This is a genomic window from Ruegeria sp. BHSB058 (assembly GCF_059613285.1).
On sequence record NZ_JBXWSF010000036.1, the window covers coordinates 1 to 16,015 of the forward strand.

At 57.2% G+C, this 16,015-nt stretch carries 15 protein-coding genes; 7 read left to right on the plus strand and 8 right to left on the minus strand.

The window, feature by feature from the left end:
- The 5 genes from AC2FNB_RS11035 to thpR form a co-directional block, all read left to right on the plus strand.
- The coding region (locus AC2FNB_RS11035) for a hydantoinase/oxoprolinase family protein (protein ID WP_496746292.1) at nt 1–994 on the plus strand (994 nt) is incomplete at its 5' end.
- Nucleotides 991–2,640 carry a hydantoinase B/oxoprolinase family protein gene (locus tag AC2FNB_RS11040; protein WP_496746294.1) on the plus strand — a complete coding sequence of 550 codons (1,650 nt, stop codon included), beginning with the start codon at nt 991–993 and terminating at the stop codon, nt 2,638–2,640. The genes AC2FNB_RS11035 and AC2FNB_RS11040, both read left to right, overlap by 4 nt.
- A complete protein-coding gene (locus AC2FNB_RS11045; protein ID WP_496746299.1) occupies nt 2,637–3,704 on the plus strand; it encodes a pyridoxal phosphate-dependent aminotransferase in 1,068 nt (355 codons plus the stop codon). Before AC2FNB_RS11040 ends, AC2FNB_RS11045 begins: the two co-directional genes overlap by 4 nt.
- On the plus strand, nt 3,701–4,438 hold the full coding sequence (locus tag AC2FNB_RS11050) for a maleate cis-trans isomerase family protein (protein ID WP_496746300.1): 738 nt from the start codon (nt 3,701–3,703) through the stop codon (nt 4,436–4,438). Before AC2FNB_RS11045 ends, AC2FNB_RS11050 begins: the two co-directional genes overlap by 4 nt.
- Before the next feature lie 6 nt (nt 4,439–4,444).
- A complete protein-coding gene (thpR, locus tag AC2FNB_RS11055) occupies nt 4,445–4,966 on the plus strand; it encodes an RNA 2',3'-cyclic phosphodiesterase (RefSeq protein WP_480750141.1) in 522 nt (173 codons plus the stop codon).
- A 16-nt stretch (nt 4,967–4,982) separates the two neighbouring features.
- On the opposite strand, the gene AC2FNB_RS11060 is transcribed toward thpR, so the two are convergent.
- The 3 genes from AC2FNB_RS11060 to betB form a co-directional block, all read right to left on the minus strand.
- Entirely contained in the window at nt 4,983–6,329 is a 1,347-nt protein-coding gene (locus AC2FNB_RS11060; protein ID WP_496746303.1) for an MmgE/PrpD family protein, read from the minus strand.
- Nucleotide 6,330: 1 nt separating this feature from the next.
- Nucleotides 6,331–8,748 (minus strand): GcvT family protein, encoded by a 2,418-nt coding sequence (locus tag AC2FNB_RS11065; RefSeq protein ID WP_496746305.1) that lies wholly within the window; start codon nt 8,746–8,748, stop codon nt 6,331–6,333.
- 160 nt (nt 8,749–8,908) lie between these two features.
- Complete coding sequence (gene betB / locus AC2FNB_RS11070) at nt 8,909–10,363, minus strand: betaine-aldehyde dehydrogenase (RefSeq protein ID WP_496746307.1); 1,455 nt, start codon at nt 10,361–10,363, stop codon at nt 8,909–8,911.
- Between the two features lie 189 nt (nt 10,364–10,552).
- Here betB and AC2FNB_RS11075 point away from each other — a divergent pair, with 189 nt between their 5' ends.
- Nucleotides 10,553–10,882: a hypothetical protein gene (locus AC2FNB_RS11075; RefSeq protein WP_480750145.1), complete on the plus strand. Its 330-nt coding sequence runs from the start codon at nt 10,553–10,555 to the stop codon at nt 10,880–10,882.
- Nucleotides 10,883–10,888: 6 nt separating this feature from the next.
- Here AC2FNB_RS11075 and AC2FNB_RS11080 read toward each other — a convergent pair whose 3' ends face one another.
- The 5 genes from AC2FNB_RS11080 to AC2FNB_RS11100 all read right to left on the minus strand — a co-directional run bounded on the left by AC2FNB_RS11080 (nt 10,889) and on the right by AC2FNB_RS11100 (nt 15,310).
- Nucleotides 10,889–11,389, minus strand: a complete 501-nt coding sequence (locus AC2FNB_RS11080) for an ion channel (RefSeq protein ID WP_480750146.1) — start codon at nt 11,387–11,389, stop codon at nt 10,889–10,891.
- A gap of 18 nt (nt 11,390–11,407) precedes the next feature.
- Complete coding sequence (gene recR, locus AC2FNB_RS11085) at nt 11,408–12,004, minus strand: recombination mediator RecR (RefSeq protein ID WP_496746310.1); 597 nt, start codon at nt 12,002–12,004, stop codon at nt 11,408–11,410.
- 63 nt (nt 12,005–12,067) lie between these two features.
- Nucleotides 12,068–12,412 carry a YbaB/EbfC family nucleoid-associated protein gene (locus AC2FNB_RS11090; RefSeq protein WP_480750148.1) on the minus strand — a complete coding sequence of 115 codons (345 nt, stop codon included), beginning with the start codon at nt 12,410–12,412 and terminating at the stop codon, nt 12,068–12,070.
- Nucleotides 12,413–12,574: 162 nt separating this feature from the next.
- Nucleotides 12,575–13,444, minus strand: a complete 870-nt coding sequence (locus tag AC2FNB_RS11095) for a TauD/TfdA dioxygenase family protein (protein ID WP_480750149.1) — start codon at nt 13,442–13,444, stop codon at nt 12,575–12,577.
- A gap of 99 nt (nt 13,445–13,543) precedes the next feature.
- Entirely contained in the window at nt 13,544–15,310 is a 1,767-nt protein-coding gene (locus tag AC2FNB_RS11100; RefSeq protein ID WP_496746313.1) for a DNA polymerase III subunit gamma/tau, read from the minus strand.
- Nucleotides 15,311–15,478: 168 nt separating this feature from the next.
- Here AC2FNB_RS11100 and AC2FNB_RS11105 point away from each other — a divergent pair, with 168 nt between their 5' ends.
- Nucleotides 15,479–15,982 (plus strand): protein-tyrosine phosphatase family protein, encoded by a 504-nt coding sequence (locus AC2FNB_RS11105; protein WP_480750151.1) that lies wholly within the window; start codon nt 15,479–15,481, stop codon nt 15,980–15,982.
- Nucleotides 15,983–16,015: the final 33 nt, after the last annotated feature.

Here is a 16,015-nt window from a genome sequence, read left to right on the forward strand (position 1 = left end):
ATTCGGTCGCGGCGGCAACAAACCAACCGTTACCGACAGCGATATTGTTCTGGGCTATATCCAGCCGGACAGCTTTGCCGAAGGGAAGCTGCATGTCGATAGTGACGCCGCGCGGGACGCGTTGAAGCGTCACATCGGACAAAACCTCGAGATCGATCCATTGCAGTCAGCGGACGGCGTCACTCGGATCGTGGATGACAACATGGCCAGCGCAGGACGTATGCACGCAGTTGAATCAGGAAAGGATCTGGGTGAGCGGACGATGATTGCTTTTGGAGGCAATGGCCCGTTGCATGCTACCCGAGTGGCCCGCGCTGCCGGCGTTAACCGCATCGTGATCCCCTCCAGCCCCGGCGTTGGGTCTGCTGTGGGATTTCTCTTCGCTCCGGTTGGTTTCGAAGTCATCCGCAGTCGATATTCCCTTCTAGATCAGATAGATATGCCGGCGATCAATGCGGTTTTTTCCGAAATGATTGCGGAGGCTCAAGCTGTCGTCGACCAAGGGGCGGCCGGTTCGATTACCTATACCCAGCGCAGCGCATTCATGCGCTATCATGGTCAGGGGCATGAGATCGAAATTCTGTTGCCGGATAGACCACTGGAAGACTTTGATGTCGAACCGCTTCGCACGGCATTTGAAACGGAGTACCGGCAACAGTTTTCACGCCCGGTGCCGGGGATGGAAATTGAAATCCCGAACTGGTCTGTTCGCGTAGCGACACCCAATCTTCCGGCTCCGCGAATACCCAAACTCAAAAAGACGAAAAATATTTCCTCATCGGATAGAAGACCAATCTATTGCGACGTCGGAGGTGGTATTGTCCAAGCCGGAGTATTTTCTCGAACTGTACTAAAGCCGGGCGACCTGATCATCGGTCCCGCCCTTGTCACCGAGCCGCAGACGACAACGCTCGTTTCGGCTGACTTTGTCGCTCAGGTTGATGCCATAGGCAATCTGGTTCTGACCCGGAAAGAAAAAGGAGCGGCCCATTGACCGACCTTTCCCCCACCCGCCTGCAGGTTATGTGGAACCGTCTTTTGGCGGTTGTCGAAGAGCAGGGTCAGACGTTGATACGGGCTGCGTTTTCACCCATCGTGCGGGAATGTGGTGACATTTCTGCCGGAATATTCGACGTTCAGGGTCGCATGCTGGCCCAGGCCGTCACCGGAACACCGGGCCATATCAACACAATGGCCGAAGCAGTAATGCATCTGCGAGAGCGATTCCCGGTTCAAAACATGAAACCGGGCGATATTTACATGACCAACGATCCCTGGTTGGCCTCGGGACACTTGAACGACTTTCTGCTGATGATGCCCGCCTTTCACAAAGGGCGGGTTGTTGGCTTTACCTCCTGCACGTCACATCTGGTCGATCTGGGCGGTCTGGGGATGGGACCGGAAGGGTCCGATATCTATGATGAAGGCCTGCTAATCCCTCCGTGCAAGCTGGTCGACCAAGGCGAACTAAACGCCTTGTTGATGGACATCGTCCGCGCCAACTCGCGGGAACCCATCGCCAATGAGGGTGATATTTATGCCCTCATCGCTTGCTGCGAAGCGGGGGTGAAGCGTTTAAAGAGCATGATGGAAGAGTTCGGTCTGGACGACCTTGATGCACTGGGGCAGCACATCATCGATACGTCCCGCCGCGGTACGCTGGAGGCCATCGCTGAGGTTCCGTCTGGCGTCTATCGCAACATGCTGCGCATGGACGGATATGAGAAAGAGCTGGAGTTACACGCAACGCTCACCGTATCCGAGACTGGCATGCATGTAGATTTTGCGGGCACGTCGGGCTGTTCGAAAAAAGGGATTAATGTTCCGCTCAATTATGCCACGGCTTATACGGTTTTTGCGCTAAGATGCATCGTGGGTCCCGACATTCCTAACAATGCCGGTTCACTGGAGCCCTTCACCGTCGATGGCCCTCCGGGGTGTATCCTGAATGCGCAGCGTCCGGTGCCCGTGGCCATGCGCCATACTTTGGGACAGGTGACGCCCGATCTGGTTCTGGGTTGCCTCCATCAGGCACTGCCCGACAAGGTTCCGGCCGAAGGTGCATCGTGCATGTTCGACCTGCCCATGCGACACGCGCCCGAAGTGGCGGCCATTGGTGGGCGTGAATTTGCCATCGAACCAGTCCACAATGGCGGCACCGGCGCCCGACCACATGCCGATGGCCTGTCTGCTACTGCCTACCCATCGGGTGTCTATGGCAGCCAAGTGGAGATCACTGAAAGCGTGGCTCCGGTAACGATTTGGAAGCGCGAACTGCGACCGGATTCCGGCGGACCAGGAAAGTACCGCGGCGGTCTGGGTCAAAGGATCGAATTGACCTCGGCCAATAATGCGCCTTTTGTCGTATTTCTGTCTGTCGAGCGTTTGAAATTCCCGGCGTTGGGGCGTGAGGGCGGTTTGCCCGGTGCGCCTGGTCGAATTCGAATCGACGGACGCACGGAAGACATTTCCGGTAAGGGTGAGTTGCGCGTTGAATCCGGCGAGCGCCTGATTTTTGAAACTCCAGGCGGCGGCGGCTTCGGGCCGCCGTCGCAGCGTGACCCGAATGCACTGGCATTGGATAAGGTACGGGGGCTAGTGACCGTCGAAGGCGCAAAACATTATGGAGATGGGTTATGATTTCTCCGATGCCGCACATCGCCACAATGGCGCCATACGCCTTGGCCGATCTGGGCAAGCCGGGCACCGTGTCAATGGCACAGAACGAAAGTTCATTTCCGGTCAGCCCTGCTGCACTTGCTGCGGGACAGAGGGCGCTCTCGAACAGTCTCCTCTATCCCGATCCCGATTGGACGGAACTGCGCTCGGCAATCGCCGAAACGCATGATTTGGACCCGCAGCGCATATTGTGCGGCGCCGGCTCGATGGAACTTATTGGATGTCTGGTCCACGCTTACGTTGGACCCGGGCAAGGGCTGCTGAGCACTCAGTACGGTTATGCTTTTGTCAGGACAGCGGCCGGGCAAGCCAATGCTGAGCAAATCTTGGCTCGGGAGGTCGCGATGACTGTTTCTGTCGACGAAATCCTCGCCTCCTGTCGCCCCGGTATTAGCGTCGTTTTTTTGTGCAATCCGGGGAACCCGACCGGCACCCTGATCCCGAACGCCGAAATTCTGCGGCTGCGCCGCGCGTTGCCGCAGGATGTCTTGCTGATTGTTGATCAGGCCTATGCGGAGTTCTGCGATGTCGGGCAGCCACCTTCAGAGATTTTTGCCTTGATCGACCTCGGCAATACCGTGATCCTTCGTACATTTTCCAAGGCTTACGGTTTGGCCGGAGCACGGGTGGGGTGGGGTTACTTTCCCTCTGAAGTTGCCGAACAGGTTCGAAAGCTGTTGAATCCCAATAATGTTTCGATCGTGTCCCAAGCTATGGCCGCTGCTGCAATGCGTGACCAAGCCCAATTGTGTGAAGTCGTTTCAAACACTGCCGCGCTGCGCGACGGGTTTGCCGCGGATATGCGTGGGTTAGGGCTGAACGTGCCTCAATCCCACACCAACTTCGTCTTGCTGCAATTTGATAGCGTGGATGCTGCGAGCCGTGCGGATGCCGCTTTGCAGGACGGTGGCCTGCTGATGCGCGGCATGGGGGGTTACGGCTTGCCGAATTGTCTTCGGGCAACAATCTGCGCGCCTGAAATCATGAACCGGGTTCGAAGCGTTCTGAAAGAAGTTTTGTCATGACTGATCCCCGCACATTGGCCAAGATCGGTGTTCTGGTCCCTTTCACCAACACCAATCTGGAACCCGATCTGGAACTTATGCGTCCAGCGGGTGTCACACTGCATTTCCAGCGCCTCGGCGGCTATGACGTTGACGAGATCCCGGGAGTCGAACAGATGGCGGGGCTGGGAGCCTCGGATATCGAGCACGACCTGAGAATGATCTCGGGGGTGCGGCCTCAGGTGGTTCTGTATGGCTGCACCTCGGCTACACTGACACATGGACCGGCGTTCGATGAAGATCTGGCGGAACGGATCAAGGAAGGTTCAGGCGCAGCCTCGATGACTGCAGCCGGTTCTCTGATAGCAGCGTTGAAGGCCTTAAGTGTCAAGAAGGTTGGTTTCTCTTCGCCCTATGTCGGAGCGATTAACGATCAGGCAGTAGATTTTCTTGTGCAAAACGGAATTGAAACTGTGGCCCGCGCTGATATCGGGCGCGAGCTGGGTAACTATGGTCAAGGTGAGTTGGCACCGGACGAGGTTTTTGATCTTGCCTGCCGGGCCGACCACCCCAAGGCACAAGCAATCGTGCTGAGTTGCACTGACATGCGCTCTGTTGAGGCCATCGAGCGGATCGAAGCTGCCCTGGGCAAGCCAGTCGTAACCTCGAATCAGGCGCTGATGTTCTGCCTGATGCAGCATCTGAACCTGGCGCGACATGAACAGTTGCCGGGTCGCCTGTTCGACAGATTATGATCGGGGATGCGCTGTTTCATTTCTCTACCCGTAGCGAAAGACGTCGTCCCTGCCTTACTCCGATTGCAACGGCGTCTTGGGGTAGGGCGCGTAGTTCCGCCAGAAAATCTGCATCTGACACTCGCCTTTCTGGACAATCAAAGCCACGAAGTGCTTGAGGCGATACACGAGAGTTTGCAACTTATTCAGGCGCCTCCGTTTTCGGTGACTTTGACGGGATTGGACCAGTTTGGTTGGTCTGTGCATCTAAAGGTGCAAGAAAACCCTCGACTTGATGCACTGCATGGTCGGGTTCAGGCGGCTGTGCGCCACGCCGGCATCTTCTTGCCGCGTCGACGCTTTCGTCCACATGTCACGGTTCTACGCCTCAAACCCACGCGGTGCTTGCCGCCCTACCCTCCGGATTTAACCGGTTTGGAATATCCGGAAATGGAAGTGTCTCAGTTTGCACTCTATGCCTCGACATTGCTGCCAGATGGAGCGCGGCACGAATGTCTTGCCGAGTATCCGCTGGCGCCGGAAAACTGACGGATAGCAGGGTGGTTTAGGGCGCGTCGTAGATCAAGGCGGCCACGTCCGAGAACCGGCTGGTCGGATGAATGAGGCTCAACACGGTATCTCGAATTTCGGCAGCACGGGCGGCACCGATAGCGGGAGTGGCAAACTCCATGTACTTCTTGATCACCTCTTCGCGGCTCATCGGGGCTTCGGGGCCACCCCTTGCATGGGTGTCGCCCGACTCTAGTACCTGACCGTCGATTGTCGTGATCTGAACATCGGCCCAACGCCCCTGCGGAAACCGCTCGCTGTGGCATGTCGCTTCGGCTACCGAGATGCGCTGCATGAACCCGGCCACAACCGGGTCATTCAACCCTGCACCGCATATGTGCTCAACCCCAATCCGACCGTGGACTGCCTGAACAGCCACAGCAAAAGGCAGCGAATACTGCGCCTGACTGGTTGTGTCTGGCAACCCGGAATAAAGACAGGCAGCTTGATGGAAGCTGTTGATATGCAGCCCGGCGATCTGCTCGTGAGCCAGATCATGCTCGATCATCAAAGCGCGGGTGGCGTCAATGGCGGCGTGAGCCCAACGGCAAATCGGGTAGGGCTTCACATATTGATGTTCCATCTGCCAAAACTGCCCCAGATCGGCCCAATAAAGTGCGGCACGTTCTTCTTCGATTGTAATCGCCGGCGCACCGGTAAACCCGCGCTCGGCTAGGATTGCCGCTGACATCCCAACCATTGCGCCCCATCCTGAACCGTCATGCAGCATGGTGGGGTTGGCGATCTCGCGCATCATCTGGCTGCGCGGACCGTGGTACTCAGCGATACCCAACCCCTGTCTCAGCTGATCCACAGTATGCCCCCTCAGGCGCGCGGCCATCGCGGCCACACCCAACGCATTCCACGCGCCCGAGGTGTGATAGTCGCTGACCGTAGCATGCAGGGCCATACCCGCCCGACCCGCGATTTCGTACCCCACGATTATTGCCGCCAAAGCCTCGGGACCCAAAAGGTCGGGACAGCGCTCGGCCAATGCTGCAAGCGCGGGGATCACAACGACCCCGATATGACCCTTGGTCGGATTGTATCCGTCATGCCCGTCGAGATTGTCGGTCTGAGTCGCAGCAGCGTATGCAGCGCCCGCCATACTGACGCGACGACCATCAAAAGGCATTCGAGCGCTGAATGCGGCGTCCGTTGAAGCATATAAAAGCGCCGCAGTATCCCGTGCGATCAACCCAGCCTCCATCGGGCCGGAAGCGATCAGAATACCCAAGGTGTCCAAAGCCATCAACGCGGCTGCGTCCCGCGCGCTTTCCGGCATGTCTTCAGGGCGGCAACTCAGTACGAAATCGGCAACTTTGGAAAAATTGTCGGTCATGTCAGCCTCTCAGGCGTGAGCCGGCGGGGTCAAAGAGTGGTTCACTCAGGATTTTGGCCTTGTGCGGTTTGCCAAGAATGAAAATCTTGACTGAATCTCCTGGCCCTGCAACGGATGGGTTGGAATACCCTATAGCCAGAGATTTTCCGACCGAATAGCCGTAGGCGCCCGACGTTACCCGACCGACGGGCCGACCATCTTGAGTAAAGATCGGCTCGCCGCCAGTTGCGTCTGCATTGTGCTCCGCCTCGACCTCGAAGATCGATAGCACCTCACGTGGGGCGTTGTCCTTGACTGCCATATAGGCGTTCTTGTGCAGAAAGTCCTTGTCCAGCTTAATCAGCCCAGACAGCCCGACTTCTTGTGGCCAGTACTCCTGAGAATACTCACGCCCCCACGAGCCATAGCCCTTTTCGATCCGCAAGCTTCCCAGAGCCCGGCCACCAACCGGACCGCCGCCAAACTCTTTCGCGGCTTCCAAAAGTGCCGAATAGAGTCTTATCTGGTCCTCATCGCTGCAGTGTAACTCCCACCCCAGATCACCGGTAAAGCTTACCCGGATCGCAAGACAGGTTACGCCGGCTACCTCGATGGTCTGCGATCGCATGAACCGGAAGGCCTCGTTCGACAGATCTGCGTTGGTCAGCCGTTGCAACAGGTCGCGTGATTTCGGGCCAGCTACGTTAAAGCCCGCAATCCGGTTTGTGGCGACCTCGAATGTGGTATCGTCGGGCAAGGGCACCATGTTGAAGAAGCGTTGATGATAGCGTTCAGCCATACCCGAGCCGACCATCATGTATTCGTCTTCCTCCACCTTGGTGATGGTAAAATCTCCTGCCACACCACCGCGCACCGAGATCAGAGGTGTCAGGCAAGACCTACCAATTTCCGTTGGTACGCGATTGGCGACCAGACGATCCAGCCAATCATGTGCTCCCGGCCCTTTAACGACGTAATTGGCGAAGTTCGAGATATCGATCACGCCAACGCTTTCGCGCAGCATGTTTACTTCTCGACCCACCGGCTCCCACCAGTTCTGGCGGGTAAAACCGTTGGTTTCGATTGTTCCGGGCTGATCGGCGAACCAAAGCGGATGTTCCCAGCCACAGTTCAGGCCAAAGACACACCCCATCTCCTTTTGCAGTTCATACGCCGGACGCACACGAGCCGGGCGACCCGCGCTGCGTTCCTCGTTCGGGAAATGGATGGCGAAGCGGTGGGTATAAACATCCTCCACTCGTGCCTTGGTGAACTTCTTGTCTGCCCAGTCGCCAAAGCGGGCCAGATCCCAAGCAAACATGTCATATTGCGGTTCGCCCTCGATCATCCATTGAGCGGCCAGCAGACCCAGGCCGCCCGACTGCGAAAAGCCAGGGATGATGCCGGTACAGCAGAAGTAATTCTTCAGTTCCGGGACCGGGCCCCAGATCGCGTTCGAATCTGGAGACCAGATCATCGGGCCGTTGATCACCCGCTTGACGCCAGCGGTGGCGGCAACCGGGACACGCTCGGTCGCGCGGATCACGTTTTCCATGATCCTGTCCAAATCATCTGGAAACAGGTCATGCGCAAAGTCCAGTGGCGTGCCGTTTTCGGCCCAGAACCGCATGTCTTTCTCATAGGCCCCGATCAGCAACCCATTACCTTCCTGGCGGAAGTAGTACTCGCCATCCCGGTCGGCGATCGAGGGCAGACGGCGGCCCAGATTGGCAACTTCGTCAATCGCCTCGGTCACGAAATACTGGTGCTCAGTCGGTTGCAGAGGCAGTTCGATCCCGGCCATCGCGGCCACTTCGCGACCCCAAAGGCCGCCGGCATTCACCACCCACAGCGTGTGGATGTCGCCTTTTTCTGTGCGCACGATCCAAGAACCATCAGGTTGTTGTTCGGTGCCGATAACCGGGCAGAACCGCTCGATCGTAGCACCCATCTTCCGGGCGCCTGCGGCGTAGGCCATGGTTACACCGGACGGGTCCACATTGCCGCCATCGGGTTCGTACATGATGCAACGAATGTCTTCGAACTGAGCCAGCGGATGAAGCTCCATAGCCTGTTCGCGGCTGACTTCGTAGAAGTTCAAGCCATAGAACTTCGCCTTGGCTTCCTGCAGGCGCAGCTGGTGTTCGCGGTTTTCGGTCTGTGCCAGATAAAGTGAGCCAGGTTGAAAAACCCCGCAACCCTGTCCGGTTTCCTTTTCCAGTTCCTTGTACAGGTTCATCGTATAGTGCTGGATACGGGTGACGTTATTGTTATCGTGCAGCCCGTGGATGTTCGCCGCCGCGTGCCAGGTCGATCCGCTGGTCAGCTCGTCCCGTTCCAGCAGGACGACGTCTGTCCAGCCGAGCTTTGCAAGGTGATACAGGATCGAACAGCCGACCAAGCCACCTCCTATTACGACCGCTTGGGCGTGGGTTCTCATGGGGCTTTACTCCTGAATCCTGAACGATGTCAGACCATCGCAATTTTCAGGGAGTCAGCCACAGTTGCAACCCGGCGTATGCTCTGATCCCGACATCCAAGGTCGGGATCAGAGCAGGTTTTCCTGAAATTGGTTTTATCTACTTGAAAAATCTTGGATGTCAGTAAGGTGCTTCGACATTGTTCATCGATACATAGACAGATTTCATTTCGCTGAAGTGGTTTATTGCCAGTTTCGAGTTCTCGCGTCCCACGCCGGACATCTTTGACCCGCCAAAAGGCGCTTCGACGGGGGCAAGATTGTAGGTGTTGATGTAGCAGGTACCGGCCTCGAATCCGGCAGCTACTCTGTGCGCGCGGGACAGATCGTTGGTGAAGACGCCGGCAGCCAAACCGAATTCGGTGTCATTGGCGCGGATCATGACCTCTTCTTCGGTGTCAAAATCTAGCACTGACATGACCGGGCCAAATATCTCTTCGCGCGCGATGGTCATGTCGTCGGTCACGTCGGAGAACACGGTGGGTAGTACATAAAAACCTTCGCCTTCAACCCGCGCACCACCATAGACCAGCCGCGCGCCTTCAGCTTTGCCTTTTTCAATGTAGCTCAACGCGACGTTCATTTGGTTTTCGCTGACCATCGGGCCGAAATTGGTTTCCTCATCCAGAGGATCACCAATTTTCGCGTTTGCCAACCGCTCGGACAAACGCGTCAGAAACTCTTCCTTGATGCTCTTGTGCACAAACACCCGGGTTCCGTTGGAACAAACCTGCCCAGAGGAATAGAAATTGCCCAAAATGGCACCCGACACTGCGTTTTCGATATCGGCGTCGTCGAATATAATCATCGGAGATTTGCCGCCCAGTTCCATGGTGACATGTTTCATTCCGCCCGCAGCGGCGGCATAAACCTTGCGGCCCGTGGGTACCGAACCGGTCAGCGAGACCTTGGCCACGCGCGGGTCGGTCACAAGGCTTGCGCCCACATCGCCATAGCCTTGTACCACGTTGTAGATTCCCTTGGGGGCGCCAGCCTCGATCAGGATCTCGGCCACTTTCAATGCGGACAGCGGCGTTGTTTCAGAAGGCTTGAACACCATCGTATTTCCGCAGGCCAATGCCGGGGCCCCTTTCCAGCAGGCGATCTGTGTGGGATAATTCCATGCGCCGATGCCGACACAAACCCCCAATGCTTTGCGGATCGTATAGACGAAATCGCCGCCACCCAGCGAGATGTGCTCTCCGGTTAACGATGCGGCCAGACCGCCGAAATATTCCAACGCATCCGCACCGCTGGTCGCGTCGGCCACCAGTGTTTCCTGCAGTGGTTTTCCGGTGTCGTGGGTTTCGATGGTCGACAATTCGCGATTGCGCTCACGCATGATGTCAGCAGCGCGGCGCAACACACGTCCGCGCTCGGTTCCGCTCATGGCTTCCCAGGAGGTTTGAGCGGTTTTTGCGCTGGTCAGTGCTTTGTCGGTGATGGCGGGTGTTGCTGAATGCAGCCGCGCTATGACTTCGCCTGTCGCTGGATAGACGACGTCTATCGGTGCACCATCCACGTCCTCGACGTATTCGCCGTCGATAAAGTGGCTGGCCTTGGGCTGGAATTTCATGCCGTATCCTTCTCGCGAATTTGCACCAACCGCGCATAGTTGCGGGTCTGTTTCCATTGCACTATCGGTTGTTGATCCGTCAGTCAATAAACGTGCGACCTGTGTTTTCGGCAGCCAGGAAAATCAGCGCCCTTGAAAAATCCCCATTAATGTTCTATATATGTTCTCATCGTGGCTGAGGATATTCTGATGACCCACCCGTTGCAAAGATCGGCCCTGAATGGCCCCGGAAACGACTATCACCTGTTGCCTGTGACAGATAAGCAGATGCGGTACGCTCGCGCGATCGCAGAGAAATCTGCATTGGAAATTCCGGTAGAGGCGCAGCGCGACCGGCGGTCGCTATCAGACTGGATATCGGCCCACAAACCGCGCGGCACATCACCCTTTGACAACTATCCGACCGGAAAACAGGTAGCCTTTGCGGAGCGTATCGCAAGGGCCAAGCATCGCCATGTCCCGTCAGAGTGCTTTCGTGACAAGGCAGCTATTGCAGCATGGATCGAGCGAAACCGATGAGTGCGCTCAGGTTTGACGCGCCCGCCCGTAAAGGGCGACCGCTGCGGCGACGAATAACCCCAGCAACACGTAACCGGTTATTGCTTCAGCAACGGCAATGGCCCGGCACAATCCACCCGGATGCAGGTCACCGAACCCGACGGTCGTGAACGTCACATACGAAAAATACAGAACATCGCTGGGCTGCTTGGCACCGATCACGCACAAATCGGTATAGCCAAAAGATCCGTAGGCGGCGGCGAAAAGGAACGGAACGACCTGAATGAAAGATACAGCCATCAGCAAAAGCTGATGCTTGGCTTTGTCGATGCGAGTTGCGTGAATCCAGATTTGTGACAACAGCCAGACAGCAAGTACGAAAGTTGCCACTGTTCCTATGGTATCGCCTGCGGTTTCGGGACTGAGCCGCGACAGAAAGAAAAAGGCCAGGCTGCTGACGACAACCAGCCCGAATGCCCCTAGCAATGTGGGCCACCATTCCTTCAATCGGAACGCGATCCGCGCCATTTCACCGCTCCAGTTGTACTAGCTTATGTCTTTACGCGCGCTCAAAGCCGCATTGATGGTGCCATCATCGAGATAGTCGAGTTCGCCGCCTATCGGCACACCCTGCGCCAATGAAGTCAGGCGCACCTGCCCCTGTAGTTGGTCGGCGATGTAATGGGCGGTTGTTTGGCCGTCGACTGTTGCGTTCAAAGCAAGAATGATTTCGGTAATCCCTTCGGTGACAACCCGATTTCTGAGACGGGGAATGCGGAGTTCATCGGGGCCTACGCCATCCAGCGCAGACAGAGTTCCACCCAGCACGTGATACCGCCCCTTGAACACGCCTGCCCGCTCCATTGCCCAGAGATCCGCGACATCTTCGACGACGCAAAGTTCACCCGAAGCGCGATCTTCATCCTCGCAGATGTCGCAGATATCCGAGGTGCCGACATTGCCGCAGTTGAGACACTCTCGAGCTGAGACGGCGACGGCACGCACGGCGTCAGACAATGGCGTCAGCAGCAATGCGCGTTTCCTGATTAAATGCAGAACCGCGCGTCGGGCTGATCGCGGTCCGAGGCCGGGCAGCTTGGCCATCAGTTCGATCAGATTGTCGATATCGCGGTTGGAACTCACCCATGCGCCTCATTTTTATCGGGGCACAGGTAGCCCCAATCATCTGCCGTGCAGGTGCTATTATCAGAACGGTAGCTTGATGTCTTTGGGAAGCCCCAAGCTTTCGGTTAGTCTGGCCATCTCTTCCTGAGCTTTCTCGGCAGCTTTGGCCTGGGCGTCCTTGATAGCGGCCAGGATCAGGTCTTCAACCACCTCTTTGTCGTCACCGTTGAAGATCGACGGATCGATATCGAGAGCCATGAGATCGCCCTTGGCTGAGGCCGTCGCCTTGACCAGCCCGGCGCCCGATTCGCCAATGACCAAAACGTTGTGCAGATCTTCCTGCATCTGGGTCATCTTGGTCTGAAGCTCTTGCGCTGACTTCATCATCTTGGCCATGTCGCCAAGCCCGCCAAGTCCTTTAAGCATGGTTCTTTCTCCTGCATTTCGGTTTGACGCCTAGATACGGGTGCAAACTGGTTGGCACAAGGGGCACGCGTTCCCATCCGTCGTTTCAGTTTTCGCCGAGACAACTCCTTCGGTTGGGCCGGGCATCGTGGAGGCATCCCCGTGCGACGTGGGTGAGACAGGTCAGATCACGCGGACATCATCTAGCCCGTCTTTAGACGTGACTGAGCAGCAGATCGAGCGAAGGGATCGAGGATGTTCATAGTCCCATGGACGACCTCGATGCACTGTTGCCCGTTCATCCCAAATCAGCACATCACCCACCGACCACTGATGGGAATACACGTATTCGGGGCGTGTGCAAAACGTCATCGCCTCTGCAAGTATTTCCTGGCTTTCTCCATGGCCCAACCCCTCGATGGCAAAAGCGTGCGAGGCAATGAACAAGGCCTCATCGCCGGTTGTTGGATTGGGCCAGATCGCGCGCCACGGGCGATCGGGCCAGCGGGTCATTCGAGACAATGCGGCGAGTTCGGAAGAGATCTGGGCGCGGGAGTGAGACAACCGATGCCATATGATCGCATTTTTTAGTTTCGATTTAAGGGTTTCAGGCATGTCCGCCCACGCTGCCCGCGTCGAGGCAATTTCTGTCTCTCCACCCGAAGGGGGAACAACACGCGCAGTCAGAATGTTGACCAGCGCAGGAGTGGGCAAGAAAGTGCTGTCCGTGTGCCAGAGCATATTGGCTTGCAGGTCAAGCAGCCGCAGATCATCGCGCGACCGTAGTCCATCGGAAGTCTGGTTGGAAAGCTCCGAAACTTGGAATTCGACATCGCGTCCCGCCGCCATCGCCTCACGGTTTTCGAGCGGGCCGAACAACTCGCCCAACCGAATGTGATCGGCATCCGTCAGGGATTGGTTGCGGAACAAAAGCGCGGAATGAGTTTCGAACATTTGCCGGATTCGCGGGTAATGCGATTCCGCAGTCACGTCGCGCAGATCAACGTCGTGAATAATTAATCCGAAACGGGAGTGCAGAGGGTCAGTTCGCATGCCAGGCTCCTGTCAGACAACTCCCGGAACCGTGTGAGATTGCAATCGACCCTTCAAGCGTATTTGCGACATTTGTAGCGGCACGCGTCTGCAAGGTCACTATTCTTCTTCGAACGGATCCCATTCGTCTTCGACTTCGGGAAGTGCCTCGGCTTCGACCAGCGCTGCTCGTTGTTCGGGGGTTGTGATGCGGGTGATGCTGGCCTTGGGGAACTGTGCGATCACGGCCTGCACCAACGGATGCGCACTGGCTTCATTTTTCAGGGCGATCTCGACGGCATCGCGAATTTCCGAAATCGTCTGTGCCTCGCCATTCGAGACGATCGAAACAGCCCAACGATTGCCCGTCCAGCGTTGCAGGCTTGCGCCCAGCCTCTGGGCCAGATCGTTGGGCGCTTTGTCGGACGGGGTAAACTCAATACGCCCCGGTTGATAAGCAACAAGGCGAATCCCGTCCTCAACATCGACCAGCAACTTGCCGTCACGATTGGAGCGGATCAGTTCGACCACGTGTTCGAATGTTGGGTATCGCCCCAAAGCGGCTTGCAGGTCCTGCGCGAGGGCTGCAACTGGCGCACCGCTGTTGTGACGCCGAGCGGACTGGTTGCCTGGCGCATAAGATGCTGTTGACTGTGCGGTCGACGTACTCCCGCCTGACAAGGGAACTCCTCCACCCGGGCCGTTCGGTGCCGGTGGCGCAGGCGCATCTTGCAGTCGCTTGATCAGTTCTTCCGGGCTGGGTAGATCGGCGACATGAGTCAGACGAATGATCGCCATCTCGGCGGCCATCATGGAATTAGGCGCACCAGAAACTTCCTCCAGCGCCTTCAGCAGCATCTGCCACATCCGCGTCAAAACGCGCATAGGCAGCGCCTGTGCCATTTGTATCCCTCGCGCGCGTTCGTCGGGCGAAACGGTCGGGTCTTGTGCTGCATCAGGCGTGATTTTGACAACAGAAACCCAATGGGTGATCTCGGCCAGATCTCGCAACACTGCCAATGGATCGGCGCCTTCGGCATATTGCGCACCCAGTTCGGTCAATGCCCCCGCCGCATCGCCCCGCAGGATCATGTCCATCAGGTCCAGAACCCGACCCCGGTCCGCCAGCCCCAACATTGCACGTACCTGATCCGCAGAGGTCTCCCCGGCGCCATGCGAGATCGCCTGATCCAGAAGCGAGGTCGCATCCCGGGCCGAACCTTCAGCTGCGCGGGTGATCAGAGCCAGTGCGTCGCCAGCGATCTGAGCTCCCTCCGATTCGGCGATCATGCGTAGCAGGCCGATCATATCTTCGGGTTCGATCCGACGCAGATCAAAGCGCTGGCAACGAGACAGAACTGTGACCGGAACCTTGCGAATTTCAGTTGTCGCGAAAATGAATTTCACGTGCGCCGGAGGTTCTTCAAGCGTCTTCAGCAGCGCGTTGAACGCGCTGGTCGACAACATGTGAACCTCGTCGATAATGTAAATCTTATACCGCGCGCTGGCAGCGCGGTAGCGAACGCTGTCGATGATCTCGCGAATGTCGCCAACACCGGTCCGGCTTGCTGCATCCATCTCCATCACGTCTACATGACGGCCTTCCATGATCGCAACGCAATGCTCGCACTGACCGCAAGGTTCAGTTGTCGGCTTTCCGTTTCCATCCGGCCCGATGCAGTTCATGCCCTTGGCGATGATCCGTGCGGTGGTGGTTTTACCCGTCCCGCGAATGCCGGTCATGATAAAAGCCTGCGCAATCCGGTCTGCTTCAAAGGCGTTTCTTAGTGTCCGCACCATCGAATCCTGGCCGACCAGATCGGCAAAGGTTTCGGGGCGATATTTTCGGGCAAGAACCTGGTAGGGTGCGGGTGCGGTGTCGGTCATGTCTGCTCTGCCGGATTCGTCTTAAAACCGCAGCGTAGTGTGCCGCGATGCCCGCGTCCACAGCAGCAGGTCCGATTTTGGTTTGGATTGCTTGCAAGCCGGGGTAAAACACTCAGGCATCGATTGGAGAATGCAGATTTCAGCGTGTTGGTTGTGTGGGAGCTAATCGTGTCACAACTGGTGATATTTGGGCTGCAGGTGGGCGGAGGCACATTGGCTATCTGCCAGATGCCGGGCCGGAGCGGAGACTATCCTTCTGACCTCGACACCATTGCCGACTGGAAACCGGGCCTAGTGATTTCGATGACGACAGAGGTCGAAATGATCCAAGACGGCGCGCGCAGTTTCGGCTTGGATATTCAGGCGCGCGCCTGCCGATGGGTCCATTTGCCGATCGAAGATTTTGGTATCCCGCCCAGTCATGTCCAGGCGAAATGGGCCGAGACCAGTGCGTCTGCGCGGCAGGCACTTGCGGGCGGTGGTCGAATTTTGATCCACTGTCGTGGCGGTTGCGGAAGATCGGGAATGGCTGCGCTGAGGTTGATGGTCGAATGTGGTGAACGACCTTCGGATGCGCTGAAACGGCTACGCGCCATTCGCCCCTGCGCCGTCGAAACCGAACCCCAAATGGATTGGGCGCTGAAAGGGCAGATGGTGGCAGATCGGCCCTGAGGCCGGGCTGAGGGCTATTTTTTGCGTTGGCGT

Excerpts from the sequence above, each read along its gene's own strand:
- AC2FNB_RS11045 (WP_496746299.1), top strand. The coding sequence starts at position 2,637 with ATGATTTCTCCGATGCCGCACATCGCCACAATGGCGCCATACGCCTTG.
- AC2FNB_RS11050 (WP_496746300.1), top strand. The coding sequence starts at position 3,701 with ATGACTGATCCCCGCACATTGGCCAAGATCGGTGTTCTGGTCCCTTTC.
- thpR (WP_480750141.1), top strand. The coding sequence starts at position 4,445 with ATGCGCTGTTTCATTTCTCTACCCGTAGCGAAAGACGTCGTCCCTGCC.
- AC2FNB_RS11060 (WP_496746303.1), bottom strand. The coding sequence starts at position 6,329 with ATGACCGACAATTTTTCCAAAGTTGCCGATTTCGTACTGAGTTGCCGC.
- AC2FNB_RS11065 (WP_496746305.1), bottom strand. The coding sequence starts at position 8,748 with ATGAGAACCCACGCCCAAGCGGTCGTAATAGGAGGTGGCTTGGTCGGC.
- betB (WP_496746307.1), bottom strand. The coding sequence starts at position 10,363 with ATGAAATTCCAGCCCAAGGCCAGCCACTTTATCGACGGCGAATACGTC.
- AC2FNB_RS11075 (WP_480750145.1), top strand. The coding sequence starts at position 10,553 with ATGACCCACCCGTTGCAAAGATCGGCCCTGAATGGCCCCGGAAACGAC.
- AC2FNB_RS11080 (WP_480750146.1), bottom strand. The coding sequence starts at position 11,389 with ATGGCGCGGATCGCGTTCCGATTGAAGGAATGGTGGCCCACATTGCTA.
- AC2FNB_RS11090 (WP_480750148.1), bottom strand. The coding sequence starts at position 12,412 with ATGCTTAAAGGACTTGGCGGGCTTGGCGACATGGCCAAGATGATGAAG.
- AC2FNB_RS11095 (WP_480750149.1), bottom strand. The coding sequence starts at position 13,444 with ATGCGAACTGACCCTCTGCACTCCCGTTTCGGATTAATTATTCACGAC.
- AC2FNB_RS11100 (WP_496746313.1), bottom strand. The coding sequence starts at position 15,310 with ATGACCGACACCGCACCCGCACCCTACCAGGTTCTTGCCCGAAAATAT.